Origin of the sequence: Brachybacterium sp. UMB0905 (assembly GCF_002871795.1) — a bacterium.
Lineage (GTDB): Bacteria > Actinomycetota > Actinomycetes > Actinomycetales > Dermabacteraceae > Brachybacterium.
The window spans coordinates 47,822-69,720 of sequence record NZ_PNHL01000012.1 but is presented as its reverse complement, the minus strand read 5'-3'; the positions used below and the strand labels follow the sequence as shown (position 1 = coordinate 69,720).

Genomic DNA, 21,899 nt, shown 5'->3' with positions numbered 1-21,899 from the left:
CTCAGACCGCTTCTCGGCTCACCAGGGTACTCAGCTCAGCATCCACAGCAGACCACAGGTGAGCGGTCGTGAACCCAGCGTGAACCCGTTCCCGTGCTGAGACGGCCAACGCTGTGCGGGAGCCGTCGTCGTGGAGCAGATCCATGAGCCCATCCCGCCAAGCGGCGACGGCTCCGGGGGCGGGCATGACGGCTTCGCGGCCATCGGTGAAGTACTCACGCATCGCCGCGGTGGACGTGACGACGAGCGGGGTTCCGGCCGCTGCGCTCTCCAGGGCCACGCTCTGTCCGGTGGGGTAGGCGAGATCATGGGTGGGCACGGCCGCAAGCCGAGCTCGTCGCAGCAGATGCCGGTACTCGTGGTGACTGACCCTACCGAGGAATTCGACGTTCGACGGGATGTCCAAGCCCGCGAGGTTCTCCGGCTTCGCCACAACAACCAGCTGCAAGGGCAGCCCGCGCACGGCGTCCAGTAGCGTGCCGTAGTCGCGTCCACCATCCTGGCCGACGGCCAGCACATCGATGTCCCGCTCCACCCCGGGGGCAGGAGTGTAGAAACGGTGGTCGATGCCGTAGGGAACGGGGATCACCTGCCCTGCCCGGAATCCGTGATCGTGGAAGATCTGCACCTGGTTGCGGCTCAGTACGAACAGGCGGTCCAGAGGGCCCAGCTGGTCACGCACCCGCTCACGCTGTGCAGCGTTACCGTCTCGGAGCGTCTGGCCGGCCCAACAGGTCAGCGCCATCAGCGGCAGGTCAGCGTAGCCGGTGATGCCGAGCCTGCGCAGACGTGCCGCCATCACCGCATGCGGTTCGAGCACACCCATAACGGCAGCGGAGGCGCGAGCGGAGGACAGGTGGTCGACGGCCTGCCACCAGGGATGCCCCAGCCGATGCGTGGTCGCGTCAAGGAGCTTGCGGCGCAACCGTCCACGCGGCCGGTGCTGCTGCGGTATCCGTAGCTCCCAGCCCGTCCGATGCAGGTCCTCCATCCCGTAGGGCAGGACGGAGGGAATCTCCCCGGCTCGCCAGCGGCGAGTCCAGGTGACAGCGTCGAACTCCGAGAGGACCAGCAGGGAGCTTGTGCCGGTCATCGTTGCCTCCTGAGTCGTGGTGACCGTCGGGCGGCGACTGCACGCAATCGGCGCAGGTTCTCGTCCAGACGGCCGTAGAGACGGCGGTAGCGCCGGTTCTCCGCGCGGAGCGCATGGATCTGCTCCCAGAGATGATCTGCGTTGCGGAGGAAGTGATCAGGGCTGTTGCGCATGATCGTCCCGTAGGTGCGACCCATCTCCGCTAGGTCGCCGCCGATCGAATGGTTCATGGAGGTGCCTGTCTGGCGATAGCGGAACAGCGACTCTTCGACCCGGGAGAACCCGTGGCCGGCAGCCGTGATGCGGATCCATAGGTCATGGTCCTCCCGGCCCCGCCACAAGGACTCGTCATAGCCTCCCACCTGGTCGAACACCTGCGCCCGAATGAGGGCCGCGCTGTAGACCATGTTCTGCCAGATGATGTCGACAGGATCGTATGGAGGCAGGTCCCATGCGCCTTCGAGATCGCCGAAAAACTCCGCCTGCGTGTATGCGACCGCGATGGTGGGGTCATCCTCCATCCGCTCGGCGGTTCGCTCCAGATAGGCGGGACAGATCTCATCGTCGTCATCGAGGAACAGCAGCAGATCGCTGTCCAGTCCGGAGCGGCCCAGGTTGCGTGCCCCGGCAAGCCCTCGGTTCTCGATCCTCTCGATCTGCACGGTCTCCAGTGCTGCCAGCGATTCCAAGACTCCGTCCACCGAGGGGTCGGTCGAGCCGTCGTCCACGATGATGATGCGCTCAGGGAGTCGAGACTGGGCCATGAGGGAGCCGATGGCATTCGCGAGATAATCGGAACGGTTATGGACGGTCACCACGACCCCGATCGACAGAGACGGAGAGCGGGTCATGATCGTGCCTCCTCGCTGAGTGTTGCCTCTTCGAGCCGGTGAATGAACCGTCCCTCGCCGAAGCGGCCGTCCATCCGCTGACGGATATTCTCGGCGTCATAGGCATCCGGGTCGAAGTGGCTGACTGCCTCGCAGATCGCCTCCGGCGTCCCTTCCTCGAAGAACAGGCCGTTCACTCCTTCTGTCACCGTGTCCAGGTATCCGCCGGCGCGCAGCGCGATCGTCGGCACGCCGTGGGCGCCGGCCTCGAGCGGGGTGAGTCCGAAGTCTTCGTGACTGGCGGCGATGAGGGCGGTGGCGCTGGCGTAGGCCCAGCGCATCTGGGCATCGGACAATCCTTCCACAAGGCGCACGTTCGCTCCCGCCCCAGCGAGCAGGCGCTCCTTCTCGGGGCCGCGGCCGATCACCAACAGGCGCTCGGCGGGAAGCTGGTCGAAGGCTGCGATGACCTGGTCCACGTTCTTGTAGGGCTGCAGGCGGGAGACCACCAGGTAGTGCCCGCCCTCGGTGCCGTCCGGGCCGGCCCAGCCGGCGAGCTCGGGGATCGGCTCCTGCGTCCCCGCGGCCACGTCGGGGCTGAACGGCGGGAACAGGGGCTCCGCCTCGATGCCGTACACGTCGCGGATGCGCTCCACCACCACGGAGGAGTTACCCCAGTACTGATCGGCCGCAGAGGCGGCGCGGCGGTCCCAGCGCTTCAGGGCCGGGGCGAGGGCGGTAAGGGCCAGGCGCTTCGGGTCGAGAGGGCCGGCGTCACCCAGGTAGTCGCCCGGCAGGTAGAGCCAGCGTGCCGGGGAGTGGCAGTAGATGAGTCTGCGCCCGCGGGTGGGAAAGGCGTGGGCCCAGCCGGAGGAGGAGGCGATCACCACGTCCGCGTCGATCCGCATCCGGGACGCGATGGGGGCCAGCAGCGGCAGGGCGAGGCGCGGGTCCCGGCGCAGCGGGCCGATGCGGTTCAGCACGCTGGTGCGGATACGCACGTCCCGGAACTCGGGGTACGTCTGGCCTGGCTCGTAGAACAGGGTGTGCAGCTCGGCGTCCGGGAACGCCTTCACCAGGGAGAGGACGACGCGTTCGGCGCCGCCGCGCTGGGTGAGGTAGTCGTGGGCGATCGCGATGCGGGGTCGATGGGCGCGCGTGCTGCCGGCGTACCCGGCTCCCTCCACAAGGGCCGCCACGAGCTTGCGCCCTACGGCGGAGGGAACCAGCGGGAGCATACGGTCCACCGCTCCCCCGGCCCGGTCCACGTCCGCAACGCAGCGCAGCCGTCCAGCGACTGCACCCACGGCACGGCCCCACAAGCCCGCGCCTGGGCTCGACGGTTCGAGCGGAGCCTCAGGGTGCAGGCGCTGGAACGTGGCGCGGGCGGCCCCGGCCTCGAAGGCCTTGCGGGCCCGAGCCGCCGCGGACCGAGCGGGGCCGTGATGCGGGGCGGTCGCTTCGTGCGCGATGACCAGCGGGATCCCGGCGGCGCGCAGTCGCCAGCCGTAGTCCACGTCCTCCCAGCCGTAGGCGCGGTAGGCGGTGTCGTAGGGGCCGATGTGCTCCCAGGTGGCGCGGGTGATCGAGCAGTTCGCGGCCCAGAGCCGCCACCGCTCCCCCGCCCCGAGGCTGCGGGCGTGCTCAAAGGAGCGCCGCGCGGCGTCGCTGCCGTAGGCGTTCGCATACGGGCCTGGTTCATGGACATCCCAGGTCACGCCGATCACGCCGACGGGACCGGGCGCGGCCCGATGGGCAGCGACATGCGCGGCGACGAAGCCGGGCGGGACGACGAGATCGTCATCGCAGCGGATGAGGATGTCCCCTCTTGCGGCGGCGAAGCCCGCGTTCAGCGCCCCCACGCGTCCCAGGTTCTGCGGCAGCAGGACGTGCCGCAGCGGGAAGCGCTGTTCGGCCTCAGCGAGTGCAACCGAGCCGTCGTCCACCCCGTCGATCACCAGGACGACCTCGAAGGACGGAGTCCCGTGCGCCTGCGCGCCGAGGGAGTCGAACAGGGCCGGGAGCCGGTCGGCTCCGCGGTAGGAGGGGATGATGATGCTGGCCGTCGGCTCGGGGGTCATCGGCGGGTCCTCCTGTTCTGTGTCGGGTCGAGCCTGTCCAGGGAGATCAGCTGCTCGCGGGTTCGGGCGAGGCCGGCCGCCGGAGACCAGTGCTCCTCCCAGCGCTCGCGGGCCTGTCGCGCGCGCGGACCGTCCCCGCACTGGATGTCGCGCAGCGCTTCGCCGATCACCGCAGCCAGGTGCTCCGCATCCCCCGCGCGCGCCACCCACGGGTGGTCCTCCCCGGCTGTTTCGCGGAGAGCCCCCGCATCGGTGATGACGAACGGCGTGCCGGCGGCCATTGCCTCGGCGACGACGAGCCCGAAGGACTCCGGTGTGACGGAGGGGAAAACGGCCAGGTCGACCTGGGCGAAGAAATCTTCCGGGCGCATCCACCCGCGTCGCTCGATCCGCACCCCCGCGGATCGCAGGGCGGCCCCGATCTGTTGCTCCTCGCCGTCGCGGGCGAACGTGCTCTCCCCGGCGAGCACGAGCGTCATCCCGGCGCGGGTCGGCTCGGGCAACTGGCCGATCGCGCGGGCGAGCACCTCAACACCCTTGTCCACGGTGATGCGTCCGAGGAAACCCACCCGGACGCTCTCGGTCGATGGATTGAGGATCGGCCGCGCGGCGATCTGAGCGGTCCAATTGCCGAAGACTCTCGCTCCGGCAACGCGATCCGCCACGAACTGCGAGGGCACCAGCACGGCGCGTGCCCCGAGCCCGGCCATCCGGGCGGCGAGCGCCTGGCGTCCGCGAGGGAGCATGTGCAGATGCACGATCCGCGGGCCCATTCCCGCGGTCGCGACGGACGGCACCAGGCCATTGCACCAGAGCAGCTCTTTGCGATGCCGTGCGCGCAATCGAGCGAGCTCGAGCATGTACCGAGGGCGGCTCGCAGCGGGCAGCTCGACGGTCCTATGACCCGCCTCCCGGGCGGCCTGGAGCAGTCCGGCGGGCTCCCGGGGTCCGATGACTTGCACCTGGAGCCCGATCTCGCGGAGGGATCGTGCCAGATGCAGGAGCATCACCTCCCCACCGCCCACATCACCGTTGTTGGTGGCGATCGAGATCGTCGGGGCGGGGCCGGAGTCGACGGGTGCCTCGTGCTCGGTGAGCATGCGCCGTGGGGGCAGGGAGTTCTTCCCCCGATACCTCAGGGCTCCCACCAGATTCCCGGCAGAGGCGACCGCTGCGGCCGCGCGGCGGCGGTCCACGCTGCGCGTGGTGATCAGCCCGTGCAGCAGCGCTACGCCGTGCCCCAGCAACGTTGCTGAGGTGGAGCGGAGCGTGTACTCGGTCGAGTCGTACCGCGGGAACCGGCGTGCCATGAGCACCCGGCCCTGGCCCAGCTGGAAGCGTTTGCGCACCGAGGCGCTGGTGTCGCTGAGGGAGAAGTGGACAACCGCATCCGGAGCGTGGACGAGGTGGTACCCCGCCTCCTGGGCTCGCCAGGAGAAGTCGACGTCCTCGAATCCGTACCGCGGCAGAGACTCATCCATCCCACCGAGCTTCAGATAGAGGGAGCGCGAGACCCCGAGGTTCGAAGCCCCCACGTAGGGCAGGTACGGGGTGGCCGTCAGGCCCGGCCCGTAGAGGTCGCCGCGAAGCTCCCCGGAGGGTTCGAAGGCGATCACGCGACCACCGGCGATCACCCCGTCCACCACCGCCTGCGCCATCGCAGCCACCCATCCGGGCTGGACCTGGTCATCGGCATCGCAGAAAGCAATGACGCGGCCCGATGCCGCACGCACTCCCGCGTTCCGCGCCGCCGGGATGCCGGGCGTCGAGGAGGCGTCGACCAGGCGGGCGTCGTCCGCCAGTCGTCGTGACCGGGCGATCCAGCTGCGCACCACCTCGGCCGTGCGGTCGGTGGAGCCGTTGTCCACGACGATCACCTCGAACGCCGGAGCCTCCACCTGGGCGTCGAGCGCGTTGAGCTGTCGACGGATGCGGTGCTCCTCGTTCAGGGCGCAGATCACCACGGAGACCTCGATCATCGGGGAACACCTCCCGGCGCCGCCTCAGCGGGAGACAACGGGGGCTGGAGCTCTCTGGGCTCGCGGGGTCGTGCCAGGACGTAGAGGCTGGTGCCGAGAGCGAGCGCCCAGAAGTTCGTGTAGAACACCTCTCCCAAGCGTGTGGCGCACACGAGGATGGCGATCCCGGCGCCCTGGGTGACGAAGTGGCCCGGCGGCGCGGTGCGCGAGAAGGGCCGCACGATGAGCAGGGCAGTCACCGCGACGAGGAAAATCGTCCAGGGCCAGCCGCCTTCGACCAGTGCCGACCAGTACGAGTTGTGGAAGAACCAGGTGCGGTCATCGAGCACGACGTATGCCTCACCGAGCCCCTGGCCGAAGAAGCCGGACTCCTCCACGCGGATCCTCGAGGCCGCGTCGATGCGACTCCTCAGCAGGTCGCTGCCCAGCCGGTCGGAGAACACCCCGATTCGGGAGTAGTCCTCCGCGAGCAGATCCACCATGAATGCGAGCACGACTCCCAGCACCCAGCGACCGGCCACTGGAAGACGAGGGGCGAGGAACATCCACACCAGCCCTGCCACGAGCGCCGCGATCGACGTCCTGGACTCCGTCAGCCAGGCCGCGGTGAGGCTGAAGGCGATGACGAGCGCCCGGGTCGAAGGACGGGTGGTCACCCACACCATCAGCAGCCCGACCACGGTGTATGCAAGCCCCGCGACGTTCTTGTCGCCGATCAGTCCGGTCAGTGCACCGCCGTAGGTGTTCGAAACGAACCCGGCGTAGAACAGCGGGATGTTCACGACGAGGGCCGTGAAGGCACCCGTGGTGGCGGAGCGTGGATCAATGCGTCCGCTGGCCAGGACGAACACCAGGAACGTCACGATGAGAAGCCGGAGCAGACGGGTCTCCCAGCTGGCGGCGAACTCCGTGGGCGTCGCGAACATCGAGATCATCCCGATGTAGAACAGGGCGGCCGCGAAGACGGGGATCACGACGGCGAACTGTCCGAGGTCCCGGGTGGGTCTGCGCAGCAGCGCGTAGACGCAGATGAGCGAGAGCAGCAGGTGGGAAGTGGGGATCGGACCCACCGTCGAGATCCCGGTCAGCCCGCTCGCGGTCAGCAGCACGAAGAACATGATGGCCTCGGGGATGCGGATGCTCCCCACGGAACGCGCGGTATGCCGTGCGCTCTGCGCCATTCGTTGGCCGATGGTCGAAGGCGTCGGGCTGCTCATCGGATCACCGCCTCATACACCGCCGCGATCTGCGCGCACATCCCCGTGACGCCCGTGAGCCGCTCACGGCCGGGCCGTTCTGCCGTCTGCAGCCCCTGACGCATCATCACATCCGCGATCGCGCCGATGTTCTCACCGTCCACCAGGCAGCGGCCGGGCACGATCTCCCGGTTCCCGCCCACGTCCGTGGCGACCACGCCGAGGCCATGCGCCACGGCATCCAGCAGGGTGTAGGAGAGGTTCTCCCAGGCCGAGAGCTGCACGATCACGTCATGCGCGGCGAGCGCCGGCCCGGCCTCCACATGCCCCACCAGCCGCACGCTCTCCCCCAGGCAGCGCTCCTGCACGAGCTTCTCCAGCGCGCCGCGCTCGGGGCCCTCCCCCGCGATGGTCAGCCGCGCCGCCGGGTGCTCAGCTGCCACCAGCGCGAACGCCTCAAGCGCCCGGTCGATCCGCTTCTCTGGGGCGAGCCGCGCGAGCGACAGGAACCGCAGGCCCGGCTCCCCGGCGCGCTCCCCCACCGGATGCTCCACGCCATTACGGACCACCGTCACCGGAGGCATCACCCGCCCGGGCACGGCCCATTGGGCGCGGATCTGCTGGGCCGTGGAGTCGCTGACGGCGATCACCGCGTCGGTGCGCAGCATCCGCGCCCGATGCGCCGCAGCCTTCACCTGGGTCTGCATGGCGCCTGCCTGGTAGAGGCCGCGCACCCCGGAGATGCCGTGCTCGGTGGAGACCACGCGCACACGCCGGCCCCGCCCCGAACGCAGCCCGGTCACCGCAGCCACCCCCACGAGGTCCGCGAACGCTAAATGCGTATGCAGCACCTCAGGCCGCAGGGCCCGCAGCACCCGTCGGACCTCCGCGGTCGCGGCGCGTGCCCCATCGGCCGGAGACACAGGACCGACGGTGACCGCCGCGCCCATCGTGCGCAACCGGGCGGCTAGCGGCCCTTCGGGGCAGAGCACCACGATCCGCCAGCCGGGGATGCCGGTGCGCACCGCGTCGATGACATGACGGGCCACGCCGCCGAGGTCGGCGACGGGCACCACCCACAGGGCGAGGCGCTCAGGCGCCGACTCTCCTCTCAGAACCATGCCGTCAGCCGATCCAGCGCTGTGAAGAAGCCTTCGCCGCGGTTGACGTGCCCCATCCAGATCTCGGGGATGAACGGGGCGTGCGGGGCCAGGCGGTCGAACCGCTCGGCGAGGTCCGCGAAGTCCACCTCACCCTCACCCACCTGGACGCCTTCGCCGTCCACGCCCACGGAGTCCACCACGTGCAGGTGCTCGGTGTGGGGACCCATCGCCTCGATGTAGTCGGCGAGCGGCCGCCCCGCGAAGGTGGCGGCGAGCTGCGTGTGGGAGACGTCGAAGGTGAGGCGCAGCCCGGTTCTCTCGCAGAACCGGGCGGTGTCCTCCGGTTCCATGAAGAGGTTGTGGAACTGCTGGCCGCCCTTGAGCCACGGGAACGGCGGGAGGGTCTGCGCGGTCAGCCGCACTCCGCTGGCATCGAGCCGTTCGAGCCCCGCCTGCACCCGCTCATACATCGGCCACCGCTCCTCAGCCGTGACGTGCCGGTCCGGGAGGAACCCGCCCATGGTGACGATGACGATCGGATCCTCCTCGCACGTGAACCATCGCCGCAGCTGACGGGTGAGGTCGATGACGCGCTGCACTTCGTGGATGGACCGCTCCCAGATGTCCTGTTCCGGGGAGGCGAGGTCGATGAGGAAGTCCCCGGGGTACAGGTCCGGGGCGTGGACGGTGAAGAACTGCTCCAGCTGCTCGTCGGCGCCGAAGAACTCGGCGGGGTCCAGCTCCATGTCCTTCCCGGACTGGTGGAACTCCAGGAAATCGGGGCGGGAGACCTCCAGCAGGTCCCTGAAGTCGTGGTACCGCACGGGCAGCCCCCAGGGCCGACGGAAGCGGTACTCGCGCATGCCGTGCTGGGTCCCGGCCAGGTCCCCCGGGTAGAAGAAGTCCCCGGCCGCGACATCGCGCGGCAGGCTGGTGCCCAGCAGCTCGGCTCGGCGGTTGGGCTGCAGGCCCCGCCCGGGGCTTTTGACCTCGACGTCATCGGCGCTGACCACGTGCCCGGCGGGCAGATCACGGGTGGCGACCAGCGAGGTGGCGAGGTTGACGCGGTTCATGAGCTCACCGGTGGTGACCTGCCGGGGTGCGCTGCTGCCGATCGCGGTCTCGACCTCGCGGATCTGCGTGACCATCGCGGCGAGCTCCTCGGGCAGCAGGGAGACGGTGTGGTCGTTGCCCTCGAGCTCCTTGTCCACCGTGACGTGCTTTTCGATGATGCTCGCGCCACGGGCCACGGCGGCGATCGGCACATGCCAGCCGCGCTCATGCCCGGAGTAGCCCACCGGGCAGTCGCCCAGCTCCGCGAGGCGCTGCATGTAGGCGAGGTTCACGTCCTTGAACGGGGCGGGGTAGGTGGACTGGGTCTGCAGCAGCGCGTACTGCGCCCCGGCCTCCTGCAGCACGGCGACGGCCTCGCGGATCTCCTCTTCGGTGCTCATCCCGGTGGAGACGAGCATCGGCTGACCGGTCGCGGCCACGGCGCGCAGCAGGTCATGGTGGGTGAGATCCGCCGAAGCGATCTTGTAACCGGGCAGGCCGTACTCGGCGAGCACCTGCACCGAGGGCAGATCCCACGGGGTCACCAGCGCCGTCACTCCGCGCTCGGCGCAGTGGTCCAGCACCCGCAGCATGTCCGGGGCGGCCAGGGAGTACTTGGCCAGGAGGTTCATGGTGTACTGCGGGCCCAGGTCCTCCCCGTCGGCCCCACTCGAGCGGTAGAGCGCCGCCATGTTGCGCAGCTGGAATTTCACCGCATCCACGCCGGCGTCCACGCACTCATCCACCAGGCGGCAGGCGAGCTCCACGTCGCCTTGATGGTTGTTGCCGATCTCTCCGATCAGGTACGCGGGATGCCCGGGCCCGATGGCCCGGCCGTCGATGTTCAGCTCCGTCATGCGTCTCATGCCTCCCCGCCCGTGGTCCCGTCGGTGGTGCCGCGGGTGCTCAGCCCCTGCGCGATGCCCGCATCCGTCCCGGCAAGTCGCGCGAGCATTTTCTCCGCGGCGGTCACGTCTTCGAGGGTGTCGATGTCCACGCCCTCCACCTCCTCGAGGATGAACAGGCCCACGCGCCCGCCGATGCGGTTAGCTCGCTCGCGGTAGATGCGCGGCGCCGTGACATACAGGCTGCCGTTCTCGAAATAGTGCTGCTGATCAGGGGTGAGTTCCTGGCGGCGCGGCCGCGCATCCACGTCATAGTCCGCCCGCGCGGACTCCCCCGGCGCGGTGGGCAGGTGCCAGAAGAACGGGGATTCTGGCACCACACCCACGAGGGAATCCACGCCGGTCTCGCGGAACTGGGCGATGGCGCGGCCGATGGTGTCGGTGCGCCGCACCGGCGAGGTGGCCTGCAGCAGCACCACCGCCTCGAGCTGCACGCCCGCGGCTTCGGTGACGTCCATGGCGTGCAGGACCGTCGGCTCCGTGGGGGCGGTGTCGGTGGCGAGCTCGGCGGGACGGTCGATCACGCTCGCCCCGTGCTCACGGGCCACCTGCGCGATCTCCGGATCCTCCGTGGAGACCGCGACGATGAGGTCCTGATCGGCGCCGGTGCGGGCGGCGAGGGCCTGCTGGATGGTCCAGGCCAGCAGCGGCTGCCCGCCAACGTCGATGAGGTTCTTGCGCGGAATGCCCTTGGACCCACCGCGCGCGGGAATCACCACGAGGATGGTCACGCCCCACTCCCCTCAAGCGCCTGCGCGATCACGCGGGCCGGCTCATCGGCGGGCACGGCGGGGGCGGGGGTCGGTTCGGTGAAGCCCCAGCGGCGCATGTCGTACCGCTCCCAGAACTCGCGCAGCCACGCGGGGGTGTGGGTGGCGGTGACGAAGGCGGGGATGCCGCGCACCGCGGCCTCGAGCACCCCGGTGGAGAACATGGCGACCACCGGGGCACCGGCACCGATCAGGGGGGCCGACGGGTCCTGGATCTCGATACCGACGCGGCGCATCAGGCGGTGGGCGCCGCGGGAGAGCACATCGGTCTCCGCCGGGTGGGGGCGGTACAGCGCGCCCTCGCGGCGGCAGAACTCGTAGGCGGTGCGGGCGGTGATGCGGCGCGGCAGCTCCGCCCCGTGCATCTGCCCCAGGAACACCGGACGCTGCTCGTGGGCGGGCGCGTCCCGGTCGGGCGCCTCCCCATCAACCCCTGCCGCGGGCAGCTTCGTACCGGGCGTCTCCTCGTCGCCGTGGTGCCCGGCCTGCCACAGCATCTGCGAGCCCACCACCCGCACGGCCACGTCCTCGCGGCCGGAGCGGTAGAACTCGCCATCGGCCTCGGACCAGGCCAGCAGGGTGGTCTGCTCGGGCAGCGGCGGGGCGAAGGGGGTGAGGGCACCGTGCTGCACCACCGCAGCCGGCACATCCGCCCCGAGCGCCCAGGCATGCACGGCGCGGCCCGCCCGCAGGTGCTGGCCGAGCGTCATCACCGCGCCGATGCCGCGTCCGGTCAGCGGTGCGAGGTCCTCGCGGATCTCCTGCCGCTCCCAGTCCGGGCCGGCGAGCTCGGGCAGGGTGACATCGGCCGGGGTGATGACGTCCACGCCGGCCGAGAGGTACGGCAGAGCCGTGAGCAGGGCGGCGCGGGAGGTTGGGGAAGCGGAGTCCACGCCCAGCAGCACCCGGTGATGCGCGGCGCTGCCGGCACGGGAGTGCAGCACGAGCCCCGTCGGCTCCGCGTCCCCTCTCGCGGCGCTCCCGGCACCCGCGGCCCCGCTGCCCGCTCCCCGGCGCCGGGAGGTGATGGCACGGTGGATCGCGTGCTTGGCGCGGCGCAGGCGCTGGCGGCTGGCCTGCCATTCCTGCCAGCGCTCAAGGCTGCGCGGATGGATCAGCCCTGGGTTCTCCGACGATCCTGCAGGGTCGTTCAGTGCCACAGGGAATCGACCTCCCTCAGTCGATGGTCGAAGGTGTGCTCGGCCAGGGTGCGGGCCCGCCCCGCCTCCCGCAGGCGCTGCGCCCACGATTCATCATGCAGGGCACGCTGGGCGAGGTCGGCGAGCTCCTCGACGTCCTGCCACACCGCCACCTCGGTGCCGACGTCATAGAACTGGTCGACGTCCGGGCGGTCCACGAACTGCACCCCGCCCATGCCGGGGATCTCGAAGGTGCGCATGGCGTGCCCGGCCTGCAGGCCGTGGATTGCGACGGCCGCCGCCGCCTCGGCGTGGATCTGGTAGGCCCGCTCGAGCGGCACCTCGCGTGAGCCGGTGATCGGGGGCCGGGCCCAGGAGAGGGTGCGGGCGCGGTCGATGAGGTGGCGGGAGAAGTCCCGGCCCCAGGCGTGGACGGGCAGGCCGCGCTCGGCGAGGTCGGTGAGGATCTCGCGGCGGTTCGCATACCCGGAACCGATGAACACGATCTCGCCGCTGCGGCGCCCGGTGGGCTCGGCCCGATGGGGGTCGAAGGCGTTCGGCACGAAATGGGCGTCGGCGCCGAGGTCCGCGAGGGCGGCGGTCTCGGAGGCGGCGTAGCTGAGGACGGGGCCGACGCTGCGCAGGAACTCGTCGGTGTAGTCGTGGCGGTGCCGGTCGTCGTACAGCCACAGGATGCGCGGCAGATCGGCGGTGGCGTCCCAGAACCGCTCGTCGAGCCCATCGCCCTTGATGACGATGACCTTCTGGGGCCGCACCTGCCGCAGCAGGCCCAGCACTCGGTCGGTGAGGCGCCGACGCTCCGCGGCACGCGCGGCCTCCCCGCGGCCGAGCTTCTCGGGGATCTCCACGGTCGCTTTGAGGCGGAGCTTGTCGGTGACGTGATCGTAGGCGTCGTAGCGGGCGGTGGTGACCTCGTAGCCGCGGCGGGCCAGCGCATCGCCGATCGACTGCCAGTAGCCGTGGAAGGTCGGGGAGATGAGCAGCAGACGCTCGCGGCGCATCATCGGGGCAGCTCCCGTCCGGCGCGGTGGATGAGGGTGAGCTCTTCGCGGGCCACGGCCAGGGGGTTCACATCGCGTCCGGCGGCCCGTCGGCCCGTGTTCCACAGCAGGTTCGCGCAGCTCGCGGCGGTGAGGCCGGCGCGCAGGGCGTGGATGCTGCCGTGTTTGCGGGCGTAGCGCAGGCGGGCGCCGAGCAGCCAGCGGCGGCGCCGCGCCTCGTTCCCTGCGGAGCCGCCGCCGGCGTGGATCGCGGTGAGGTCCGCATCGAGCAGGGCGGGGATGCCGCGTGCGCGCAGCCGCAGCTGCAGGTCCACCTCTTCGCAGTACATGAAGTAGCCCTCGTCGAACCCGCCGGCCTCGCGCACCTGCGCGAGCGGCAGGAGGAGCACGGCGCCGGAGACCCAGTCCACGGGGATCATGCCGTGGCCGCGGTCGGCGCTGAGGTCATGGCCGACGGCGCGGTGCAGCACGTCGCGGTGACGCTGGGAGGCAAGCGGCACCAGCCATTCGATGACCTGCTGGCTGGTGGTGGGGAAGAACCGGGCGGCATGCCCGCTCATCCCGTCGGGGCCGATGATGCGGCAGCCCACGACGGCGGGCTGCCAGGGCGCGGCGTGCACGACGAGGTTCGCGGCGAAGCCGGGCGGGATCTCCAGGTCCGAGTTCAGCACGAGCGCGAGGTCGATCCCGCCCCCGTCGGCCGCTCCGTGGTCAGCGAGGTGCGTAAGGCCCGTGTTCACCGCGGCGCCGAAACCGCCGTTGCGAGGCCGACGCACGAGCTCCGCCCCGGCGGGCAGAGCTGCAGGATCCAGCGGTTCGGGGCTCGCGTCATCGACCACGACCACGGCGCCGGGGCGCTCCGCGGCGGGAACGTCCGGGCCGATGAGGGCGGTGAGCAGGCCCTGCACGGCCTCATCGAGGGGGCCGTGCACGGGGATCACGACCCCCAGGTGGGCGATGCTCACCGGGTCTCCTGGGTTTCGGGCTGCACGGGGGCCTCCCGGCGGCCACGGCGGCGCCGGGCGGGGGCGGCAGGGGCAGCGATCGGCTCGGCGGGACCGCCGGCAGCCTCGACGTCCACATCGGGGGCGTCGGGCACCACAGCGGCCTCCTCATACCCGGCGGCGGAGCCGTAGCCGTAGCGGCCGTAGGAGCCGTACCCGTATTCCGCATCCCCGTAGGCGAGGCGCGTGAGGCGCCGGGTGGAGGCACGGTTGAGGACCACGCCGTAGACGGTGCCGCCCACGGTGCGCAGGGACTCCACGGCGCGGGCCAGGGCGAAGGTGCGGGTGCGGCCGGAGACGGCGACCATGAGCGCGCCATCGGCTTGGCGGCCCAGCAGCTGCGCGTCAGTGACGGCGAGCACGGGCGGGGCGTCGATGATGACGAAGTGCTCGCGGGCGAGGTCGGCGATGAGGTCGTGCATGCGGCGCGAACCGAGCAGCTCGGAAGGGTTCGGGGGGATCTGCCCGGCGGGCAGCACGTGCAGGCGCTCCGTCTCGGTCTCCTCCAGCGCGTCCTCGAGACGGACAGCGCCAGCGAGCACCTGGGCGAGACCCACGGCGCCGTCGAGGCCGAACTGGCCGGCGACCATAGGGCGGCGCAGGTCCGCGTCCACGAGGATGGTGGGCTGGCCGGCGCGGGCCATGACGCGGGCCAGGTGCGCGGAGACCACGGACTTGCCTTCCCCGGGGGCGGAGGAGGTGACGACGATAGAGCGCGGGGGGTTGTCCACGTCGATGTAGCGCAGGTTGGTGCGCAGCTTGCGGATCGCCTCGCGGGACCCGAAGGTGCGCAGCTCCGGGAGGGTGCCGTCCTTCGCGCGGTGCAGCTCCTTGGCGTCGGGGAGGACACCCAGCAGTGGGGCATCGACGACTTTCGCGACGTCATCCGCGGTGCGCAGGCGGGAGTCGTTGCGCTGGCGCAACCAGGCCAGCGCCAGGCCCAGCAGCAGCCCGGCGGCCGCTCCGGCGAGGAGGAACTTCTTGCGGTCGGGGCTGACGGGCGCGCCGGGGGTGATGGCGGTCTGGTAAGTGGTCAGCTGCACGCTCACCGGCGCGTTCTCCTGCCCACCGGTTTCGAGCTGGCGGGCTTCAGCGGCGGTGGCCTCCACCGCGGCGTTGGCGATCTGGGAGGCTTCCTCGGGGCTGCCGGCGGTGGCGGTGACAGTGATGATCGGGGCGTTGGGGTCCAGGGTGACCTGCAGGGATCCGGCGATGGCGTCGGGGCTGGCCTGCAGCCCGAGGTCATCGACGATGGCCTGACCGACGGCGCGGGTGCGGAACAGCGGCAGGTAGGACTGCGCCTTCTCGTACTGGAACTGCATGTTGCCGCTGGCCTGCTGGATGGCGTTGCCTTCCTCGTCCACGCTGGTGGAGGCGGAGACGTAGCCCAGGGCGCTCGCGGAATACAGCTCCGGTTTGGTGTGGGAGTAGCCGTAGCCGGCGGCCGCCCCCAGAACGGTGACGAGCACCAGCAGCACCGCGTTGCGCAGCAGCAGGCGCAGGAAGTCTTCGATCGTCACTGCAGGATCACCTTCCGGTAACTAGGGGCCGCGCCCATGGTAGGTCGTGGCGCTTGCGAATCATCGGCGCGGGGATGTTCGTCACGACACCTGTCCGGCATTCCGTGCGCTGTTACGATTCATGGGACTCCGCTGTGAACGGCTGCGTGAATTGCCTGAACGCGGGCGCCCGCGGGCGCGCTGAGCGCATACCCGACGGCAGGGCGCCAGGGGCTGCGGAGTGCCGTCGTCGAATGAATGGAAGACCGTGGAGCTGCAGAACTACCTGGCCATCCTGCGGGATCGATGGATCTCCGCACTGGTGACGTTCCTGCTGGTGCTGGGGGCCGTCGTCGGCTTCACCCTCATGCAGACGCCGACGTACCAGGCCACCAATCGGCTGTTCGTGCAGACCCAGGCCGGCAGCTCGGTGACGGATCTGAACAGCGGCGTGACCTTTGCCCGCCAGCAGATCACCTCGTATGCGGATCTGGCGACCACCCCGCTGGTGCTGGAGCCGGTGATCGAAGACCAGGGCCTGGATTCCACGCCGCAGCAGCTGGCGGGAATGATCTCCACGACGGTGCCGCCGGAGACGCTGATCCTGGAGATCACGGTCACCGATGAGGATCCGCAGCAGGCCGCGACGATCGCCGATGCCACGGCGGAGAGCCTGCGTGAGCGGGTCTCGGAGCTGGAGAGCAACGGCGAGGACGCCTCGGTGGAGCTGACGGTGATCACCCCGGCGACGGTGCCCACCTCCCCCGCCTCCCCGTCGCTGACGCGGAACCTCGCGATCGGCGTGGTGCTGGGTCTGATGGCGGCGGTCGCGATGGCGATCGTGCGGGACCTGCTGGATAACCGGGTGCGGCGCGCGGAGGATCTGGAGCGCACCTTCGAACGCCCGGTGATCGCGAAGATCCCGTACTCGCGGGACACGAAGCATCTGCCGCTGATCGCCTCGCAGCATCCGCAGTCCGTGCAGGCGGAGGCGTACCGCGATCTGCGCACGAACCTGCAGTTCATGGGCCTGGCGGAGGGGAAGCGCAGCGTGCTGCTGACCTCCTCACTGCCGGCGGAGGGTAAGACCTCCTCCGCGATCAACCTCGCGCATGTGGTGGCGCAGTCCGGCGGGAAGGTGCTGCTGATCGATGCGGATCTGCGCCGCCCCTCGCTGCACCACTACATGGGGCTCGAGGGCAATGCGGGGCTGACTACGGTGCTGATCGGCGAGGCGGATCTGGAGGACGTGATCCAGCCGATGGCCACCGATGGCCTGGATGTGCTGGCCTCCGGGCCGATCCCCCCGAACCCCTCGGAGATCCTGGGCAGCGAGGCGATGGAGCAGCTGCTGGCGCAGGCCACCGCGGAGTACGACTACGTGATCGTGGATGCGCCGCCGCTGCTGGCGGTGACCGATTCGGTGGTGCTCTCCCGCCTGGTGGGCGGGGCGCTGGTGGTGGCCCGCAGCGAGCATGTGCGGCGCCACCAGCTGCAGCAGGCGCTCGAGAAGCTCGAGGCGGTGGACGCGAAGATCCTGGGCATCGTGCTGAACCGGGTGCCCACCTCCGGCCGCTCGAGCTACCGCTACAACTACTCGTATACGACCGATGGTTCGGCGGTGCGGCAGAGCGTGGCGAAGGAGGCCCCGTCGGCCCCGGCGAAGTCCCTCGAGCAGGAAGCCCCGGCGGCCCGCGGTGACTCCACTGGTCGGCATACCGCCCCCGCGGCGCGGGCGGCGGATCCGCAGCCCGAGCCGGAGCAGGATCTGTGGTCCCTGCCGGGGGTGTCCCCCGTGGAGCCAGCCTCGGGCAAGCGCCGCGCGGATGTGGATCTGGCCGGGTATAGCAGCCAGAAGCGCTCCTGGCCGGGCGCGGCGTCCCGAGGGCAGGTGGATCACTGATGGCTGCCGGGTCGGTGCTGGTGATCTGCACGGGCAATATCTGCCGCTCAGCGGTCGGTGAGGCGATCCTGGCGGAGCGCCTGGTGGATCTCGGAGTGGGCGTGAGCAGCGCCGGCACCCAGGCGGCAGTGGATCGCCCGGCGCCGAGTGAGACCGTCGGGTTCGTGCGCCGCATGCTGGATACCGAGCTGGAGCATGTGGGGCGTCAGCTGGACAAGGCGACCGCGGAGTCCGCGGATCTGCTGATCACGATGACCACCGAGCAGCGGGCCGTGGTGGCGAAGCTGGCGCCGCGCACGGTGCGGCGCGTTTTCACCCTGGTGGAGCTCGCGAGCGTGCTCGAGCTGCTGGAGGAGGACGCCCGGTTCGGCTCGGTGAAGGAACTGGCGCTCGCGGCCTCGCGACTGCGCACCCAGCGGGTGACCGAAGAGCGCGACCTAGATATCCCCGACCCGTACGGCGGCCCAGCTGAGGGCTACGAGACCGCGTTCACGCAGGTGGTGGAGCTCAGCGAGCAGATCAGCGAGGCGCTGCACCGGCATGTGGGGGTCACGGAGGGAGAGCAGCGATGAGTGAGCGGATCTTCCTGTCGCCGCCGGATGTGACGGAGGCGGAGGAGCAGGCGCTGCTGCGGGCGTTCCGCGGCGGGTGGATCGCACCTCTGGGCCCGGAGGTGGATGCCTTCGAGCAGGAGCTGGCGGAGTTCTGCGGGCGTGAGCATGCAGTGGCGCTGTCCTCGGGGACTGCGGCGCTGCACCTGGCGCTGATCCAGCTGGGCGCGGGGCCCGGGGATGTGGTGGTCACGTCCTCGATGACGTTCGCCGCGACGGCCAATGCGATCGTGTATACGGGCGCGGAACCGGTGTTCATCGACGCCGATGAGTCCGGGTCGATGGATCCGCAGCTGCTCGAGCAGGCGATGGACGAGCTCACTGCCCGCGGCGCGCAGGTGCGGGCGATTCTCCCGGTGGATCTGCTGGGCAAGGTGGTGGATCACGCCCGGATCGGCGAGATCGCGGAGCGCTACGGGGTGCCGGTGCTGTCCGATGCAGCGGAGTCCGTGGGGGCGACGCTCGCGGGACGGCCCGCTCCGGCCTATGGCGTCGCGGCGGCGGTGTCCTTCAACGGCAACAAGATCATGACCACCTCCGGTGGCGGGGCCCTACTCACCGACGACGGGGATCTCGCCGCCCGCACCCGCTACCTGGCGACGCAGGCGCGGCAGCCGGTGGTGCATTACGAGCATACGGACATCGGCTACAACTACCGGCTCTCGAACCTGCTGGCGGCCCTGGGACGCGCGCAGCTGGCGCGGCTGCCGCAGATGATCGACCGCCGTCACGAGATTCGCGCCGCCTATGCGCGCCTGGTGGAGGACATGCCGGGCGTGACCCTGTTCGGGATGCCCGATCACAGCGAGGATGGGGCGACGCGGGATAACGCGTGGCTGACCAGCATCCTGGTGGATCCGGAGGCCGCGGGCTTCGCGGCGAGCGAGCTGCAGGAGCATCTGACGGGCCTGAACATTGAGGCGCGGCCGCTGTGGAAGCCGATGCACCTGCAGCCGGTGTTCGCTGGCCGCACCGCCTACGTCAGCGGCGTTTCGGAGCGGCTGTTCCGCACGGGGCTGTCGCTGCCGTCCGGGTCCGCGCACGATGAGGCGACGATCCAGCGGGTACTGGATGCGATCAGCGAGTTCGTGGGGGCGCGGGGCTGATGCGGTATGACCCGCTGAAGCGAAGCCTGGACCTCGCTGTGTCCCTGCCTGCGGCGGTGGTGTCCCTGCCGATCCAGGTGGTGGTGGCCGCGGCGGTGCGGGTGAAGCTGGGCTCCCCGGTGCTGTTCCGGCAGCAGCGGCCGGGCAAGGACGGTAAGCCGTTCGAGCTGCTGAAGTTCCGCTCGATGCGGGACCCTGCCTATCCCGGGGAGCCGGATGCAGACCGGCTGAGCGGTTTTGGGACGCTGCTGCGTTCGACGAGCCTGGATGAGCTGCCGTCGCTGTGGAATGTGGTGCGCGGGGACATGAGCCTGGTGGGGCCGCGGCCGCTGCTCATGGAGTACCTGCCGCTGTATACGCCCGAGCAACGCCGCCGGCATGAGGTGCGCCCCGGCATCACGGGGCTCGCGCAGGTCTCGGGCCGTAACGACACCACGTGGGAGCAGCGCTTCGCGCACGATGTGCGGTATGTGGAGCAGCGCAGCCTGCGGCTGGATGCCCAGATCCTGTGGCGCACGGTGATGACGGTGGTGCGGCGTGATGGGATCAGCGCCGAAGGCCAGGCGACCATGCCCCGCTTCACCGGCACATCCACCCACCCCGCCGAGGATTCCTGATGGAGACGACTCCCCTGGTGGTGGTGGGCGCCGCCGGAACCGGCCGCGAGGTGCTGGACATCATCGCGGCCTGCAACGCCGATGGCGCCCGCTGGGAGGTCGTCGGTGTGCTCGATGATAGCCCCTCGCCCCAGAACCTGGAGCGTCTGGCCGCGCGGGACGTCCCCTACCTGGGCACGATCGAAGACTTCCGCGCCGCGGGTTCCCGCTCGGTCCACCATTTCACGCTCGGAGTCGCCTTCCCACACCTGCGCCGGCTGCTCGCGGCCAAGGTCGAGGCCGGCGGCCTCCGGCCGGTCACGTTGGTGCACCCGCAGGCGATCCTGGGATCCCAGGTGGTGCTGGGCGAGGGGACGACGATCTACGCCGGGGCGCAGCTGTCCACGAACGTCCGCACCGGCCGGCACACCATCGTGAACATGAACGCCGCGGTGGGCCACGATTCGAGCCTGGGCGACTACGCGGCCGTGAACCCCGGGGCAACCGTCTCCGGGGAAGCGCATCTGGGCAACGGAGCGCTCCTAGGTGGCCGCGCCACCGTACTGCAGGGTCTGCGCGTAGGCGATGATGCTGTGGTAGGCGCCGCGGCGCTCGTGACCAAGGATGTGCCTGCGGGCGTGACCGTGAAAGGGGTGCCGGGGCGGTGGTGAGCGAGCCTTCGGATGCACCACTCTCCGGAGATGAGGCCGACGACAGCGCTGGCGCGATCACTCGCAGGCTCCGCCGCGGTACTGCTCTAGTTTTCGCCGGCAGCGTGCTCGGGTATGGAATCAACTACCTCCTTACCCCGCTCCTCGGCCGCCTCGTCACTCCCGAAACGTTCGGAACTTTCGCCGCAATTCTCGCCACAGCGACCATGTTCATCGGGGCCTCGACGCTACGACTTGAGATCTTTGCGGCGAGCGCCCGATCAGCAGCTCACCGCATCAATGCTCAGCTTCTTGCGCTGCTCTTCGCTGCCGCGGCTTCGATTGCGATCTCCGCCGTCATCACCGCGATCATCCTGGTCACCGGCGCATCTCCGCTGTGGCTGCTTGCCGGACCGATGGTATTCATGGGATCGCTTCAACTCGTCGCAAGTGTTCTGTACTCCCACGAGCGGCGCTACGCCACCCTCGGACTGAGCAATGCAATTCAGGGCGGCGGCACTGGACTTTTCCAGGTAGTCCTGGCTCTTGTGTCACCAACAGCCTTTGCGCTGGTCGGCGGATTCTTGCTTGCCCGAGCGCAGTGGGTGCTGCCGCTGCTCTCTCTGCGCCCTGGACGGATGCCACTGCGGTCCACCTGGCGGCGGGCCCGAGGCTTCGCTTCCACAGCCGGAGCTAGCGCGCTGGTCAACAGTGCCGGTAGCCAGGTGCCGATTCTCCTGACCACAAGCATGTTCGGCACCGTCGGAGCAGGCATCTTCGCCATGGCAGTGAGAATGCTGCTCGGCCCAATACAGATCATGGCCCAGGCCATCGGGACCACGAGTGTTGGGGAAATCGGACGCCTCGCAGCCCGGCACGACCCCAAGTTGCTTCCCACCGTCAATGGCCTCGTCCGACAGCTTGCAGTTCTTATGGGGGTAGTAGCGCTCGGTGCCGCTCTTTTAGGCCCCTACCTCGCGAATGCCCTGTTGGGCAACGCATGGGAAGATGTCGGCACCACCCTCCGTGTGCTGTCCGTAGGCGCCTTTGCTCAAGGCGTTGGTTCGCCCCTGGCCCAGATCCTGAACCTCACCAAGCGACCAGGCATCCTGATGGCCTGGGACGCAACCCGCGTCGTTCTTTTCACAGCAATCTTCATCGGAATACCACTCGCTGGCGGTGGGATGATCGCCGCCGCCACCGCATATTCGGGCGCAATGGTCATCTTGTACGCAGCACTGTACCTGCTCGTTCGAAGGGCGTGCCGGCAAAATACCCTCGCTCGAACTTCAAACTGACAGAGCGCTCATGTGATGCGGTTGCCTCGTGTCCAGACCACACTCCACAGGAGCCTGACTG

General features: G+C 70.0%; 18 protein-coding genes. 6 read left to right on the top strand and 12 right to left on the bottom strand.

Annotated features, from left to right (window positions below):
• Position 1: 1 nt before the first annotated feature.
• The 12 genes from CJ197_RS11755 to CJ197_RS11700 are packed head-to-tail and all read right to left on the bottom strand — an operon-like array spanning position 2 to position 15,695.
• Positions 2-1,093 carry a glycosyltransferase family 4 protein gene (locus tag CJ197_RS11755; protein ID WP_102236943.1) on the bottom strand — a complete coding sequence of 364 codons (1,092 nt, stop codon included), beginning with the start codon at positions 1,091-1,093 and terminating at the stop codon, positions 2-4.
• Positions 1,090-1,944 (bottom strand): glycosyltransferase family 2 protein, encoded by an 855-nt coding sequence (locus CJ197_RS11750; protein ID WP_102236942.1) that lies wholly within the window; start codon positions 1,942-1,944, stop codon positions 1,090-1,092. Before CJ197_RS11750 ends, CJ197_RS11755 begins: the two co-directional genes overlap by 4 nt.
• A complete protein-coding gene (locus CJ197_RS11745; RefSeq protein WP_102236941.1) occupies positions 1,941-4,004 on the bottom strand; it encodes a glycosyltransferase in 2,064 nt (687 codons plus the stop codon). Before CJ197_RS11745 ends, CJ197_RS11750 begins: the two co-directional genes overlap by 4 nt.
• Positions 4,001-5,983 (bottom strand): glycosyltransferase, encoded by a 1,983-nt coding sequence (locus tag CJ197_RS11740; protein WP_102236940.1) that lies wholly within the window; start codon positions 5,981-5,983, stop codon positions 4,001-4,003. The genes CJ197_RS11745 and CJ197_RS11740 overlap by 4 nt, the downstream gene beginning before the upstream one ends.
• Complete coding sequence (locus tag CJ197_RS11735; protein ID WP_146007770.1) at positions 5,980-7,200, bottom strand: ABC transporter permease; 1,221 nt, start codon at positions 7,198-7,200, stop codon at positions 5,980-5,982. The genes CJ197_RS11740 and CJ197_RS11735 overlap by 4 nt, the downstream gene beginning before the upstream one ends.
• Positions 7,197-8,300, bottom strand: coding sequence for a glycosyltransferase family 4 protein (locus CJ197_RS11730; RefSeq protein WP_102236938.1), 1,104 nt, complete (start codon positions 8,298-8,300; stop codon positions 7,197-7,199). Before CJ197_RS11730 ends, CJ197_RS11735 begins: the two co-directional genes overlap by 4 nt.
• Positions 8,291-10,192, bottom strand: coding sequence for an N-acetylneuraminate synthase family protein (locus tag CJ197_RS11725; protein ID WP_233190893.1), 1,902 nt, complete (start codon positions 10,190-10,192; stop codon positions 8,291-8,293). The genes CJ197_RS11730 and CJ197_RS11725 overlap by 10 nt, the downstream gene beginning before the upstream one ends.
• A gap of 5 nt (positions 10,193-10,197) precedes the next feature.
• Complete coding sequence (locus CJ197_RS11720; RefSeq protein WP_102236936.1) at positions 10,198-10,971, bottom strand: cytidylyltransferase domain-containing protein; 774 nt, start codon at positions 10,969-10,971, stop codon at positions 10,198-10,200.
• The gene (locus CJ197_RS11715; protein ID WP_233190891.1) at positions 10,968-12,170 is read right to left on the bottom strand and encodes a hypothetical protein; all 1,203 of its coding nucleotides are present in this window, start codon (positions 12,168-12,170) and stop codon (positions 10,968-10,970) included. Before CJ197_RS11715 ends, CJ197_RS11720 begins: the two co-directional genes overlap by 4 nt.
• Entirely contained in the window at positions 12,161-13,174 is a 1,014-nt protein-coding gene (locus tag CJ197_RS11710; protein WP_102236935.1) for a glycosyltransferase, read from the bottom strand. The genes CJ197_RS11715 and CJ197_RS11710 overlap by 10 nt, the downstream gene beginning before the upstream one ends.
• Positions 13,171-14,136, bottom strand: coding sequence for a glycosyltransferase family 2 protein (locus CJ197_RS11705; RefSeq protein WP_102236934.1), 966 nt, complete (start codon positions 14,134-14,136; stop codon positions 13,171-13,173). Before CJ197_RS11705 ends, CJ197_RS11710 begins: the two co-directional genes overlap by 4 nt.
• Positions 14,133-15,695, bottom strand: a complete 1,563-nt coding sequence (locus tag CJ197_RS11700; protein WP_102236933.1) for a polysaccharide biosynthesis tyrosine autokinase — start codon at positions 15,693-15,695, stop codon at positions 14,133-14,135. The genes CJ197_RS11705 and CJ197_RS11700 overlap by 4 nt, the downstream gene beginning before the upstream one ends.
• 220 nt (positions 15,696-15,915) lie before the next feature.
• On the opposite strand from CJ197_RS11700, the gene CJ197_RS11695 reads away from it, so the two are divergent.
• The 6 genes from CJ197_RS11695 to CJ197_RS11670 are packed head-to-tail and all read left to right on the top strand — an operon-like array spanning position 15,916 to position 21,838.
• The gene (locus CJ197_RS11695; RefSeq protein ID WP_102236932.1) at positions 15,916-17,577 is read left to right on the top strand and encodes a polysaccharide biosynthesis tyrosine autokinase; all 1,662 of its coding nucleotides are present in this window, start codon (positions 15,916-15,918) and stop codon (positions 17,575-17,577) included.
• Positions 17,577-18,149, top strand: a complete 573-nt coding sequence (locus CJ197_RS11690) for a hypothetical protein (RefSeq protein ID WP_102236931.1) — start codon at positions 17,577-17,579, stop codon at positions 18,147-18,149. Before CJ197_RS11695 ends, CJ197_RS11690 begins: the two co-directional genes overlap by 1 nt.
• Entirely contained in the window at positions 18,146-19,294 is a 1,149-nt protein-coding gene (locus tag CJ197_RS11685) for a DegT/DnrJ/EryC1/StrS aminotransferase family protein (RefSeq protein WP_102236930.1), read from the top strand. The genes CJ197_RS11690 and CJ197_RS11685 overlap by 4 nt, the downstream gene beginning before the upstream one ends.
• A complete protein-coding gene (locus tag CJ197_RS11680; RefSeq protein ID WP_102236929.1) occupies positions 19,294-19,911 on the top strand; it encodes a sugar transferase in 618 nt (205 codons plus the stop codon). Before CJ197_RS11685 ends, CJ197_RS11680 begins: the two co-directional genes overlap by 1 nt.
• Positions 19,911-20,561: an acetyltransferase gene (locus CJ197_RS11675; protein WP_102236928.1), complete on the top strand. Its 651-nt coding sequence runs from the start codon at positions 19,911-19,913 to the stop codon at positions 20,559-20,561. The genes CJ197_RS11680 and CJ197_RS11675 overlap by 1 nt, the downstream gene beginning before the upstream one ends.
• Complete coding sequence (locus CJ197_RS11670; protein ID WP_158239480.1) at positions 20,558-21,838, top strand: lipopolysaccharide biosynthesis protein; 1,281 nt, start codon at positions 20,558-20,560, stop codon at positions 21,836-21,838. Before CJ197_RS11675 ends, CJ197_RS11670 begins: the two co-directional genes overlap by 4 nt.
• The last annotated feature ends 61 nt before the right edge of the window (positions 21,839-21,899 follow it).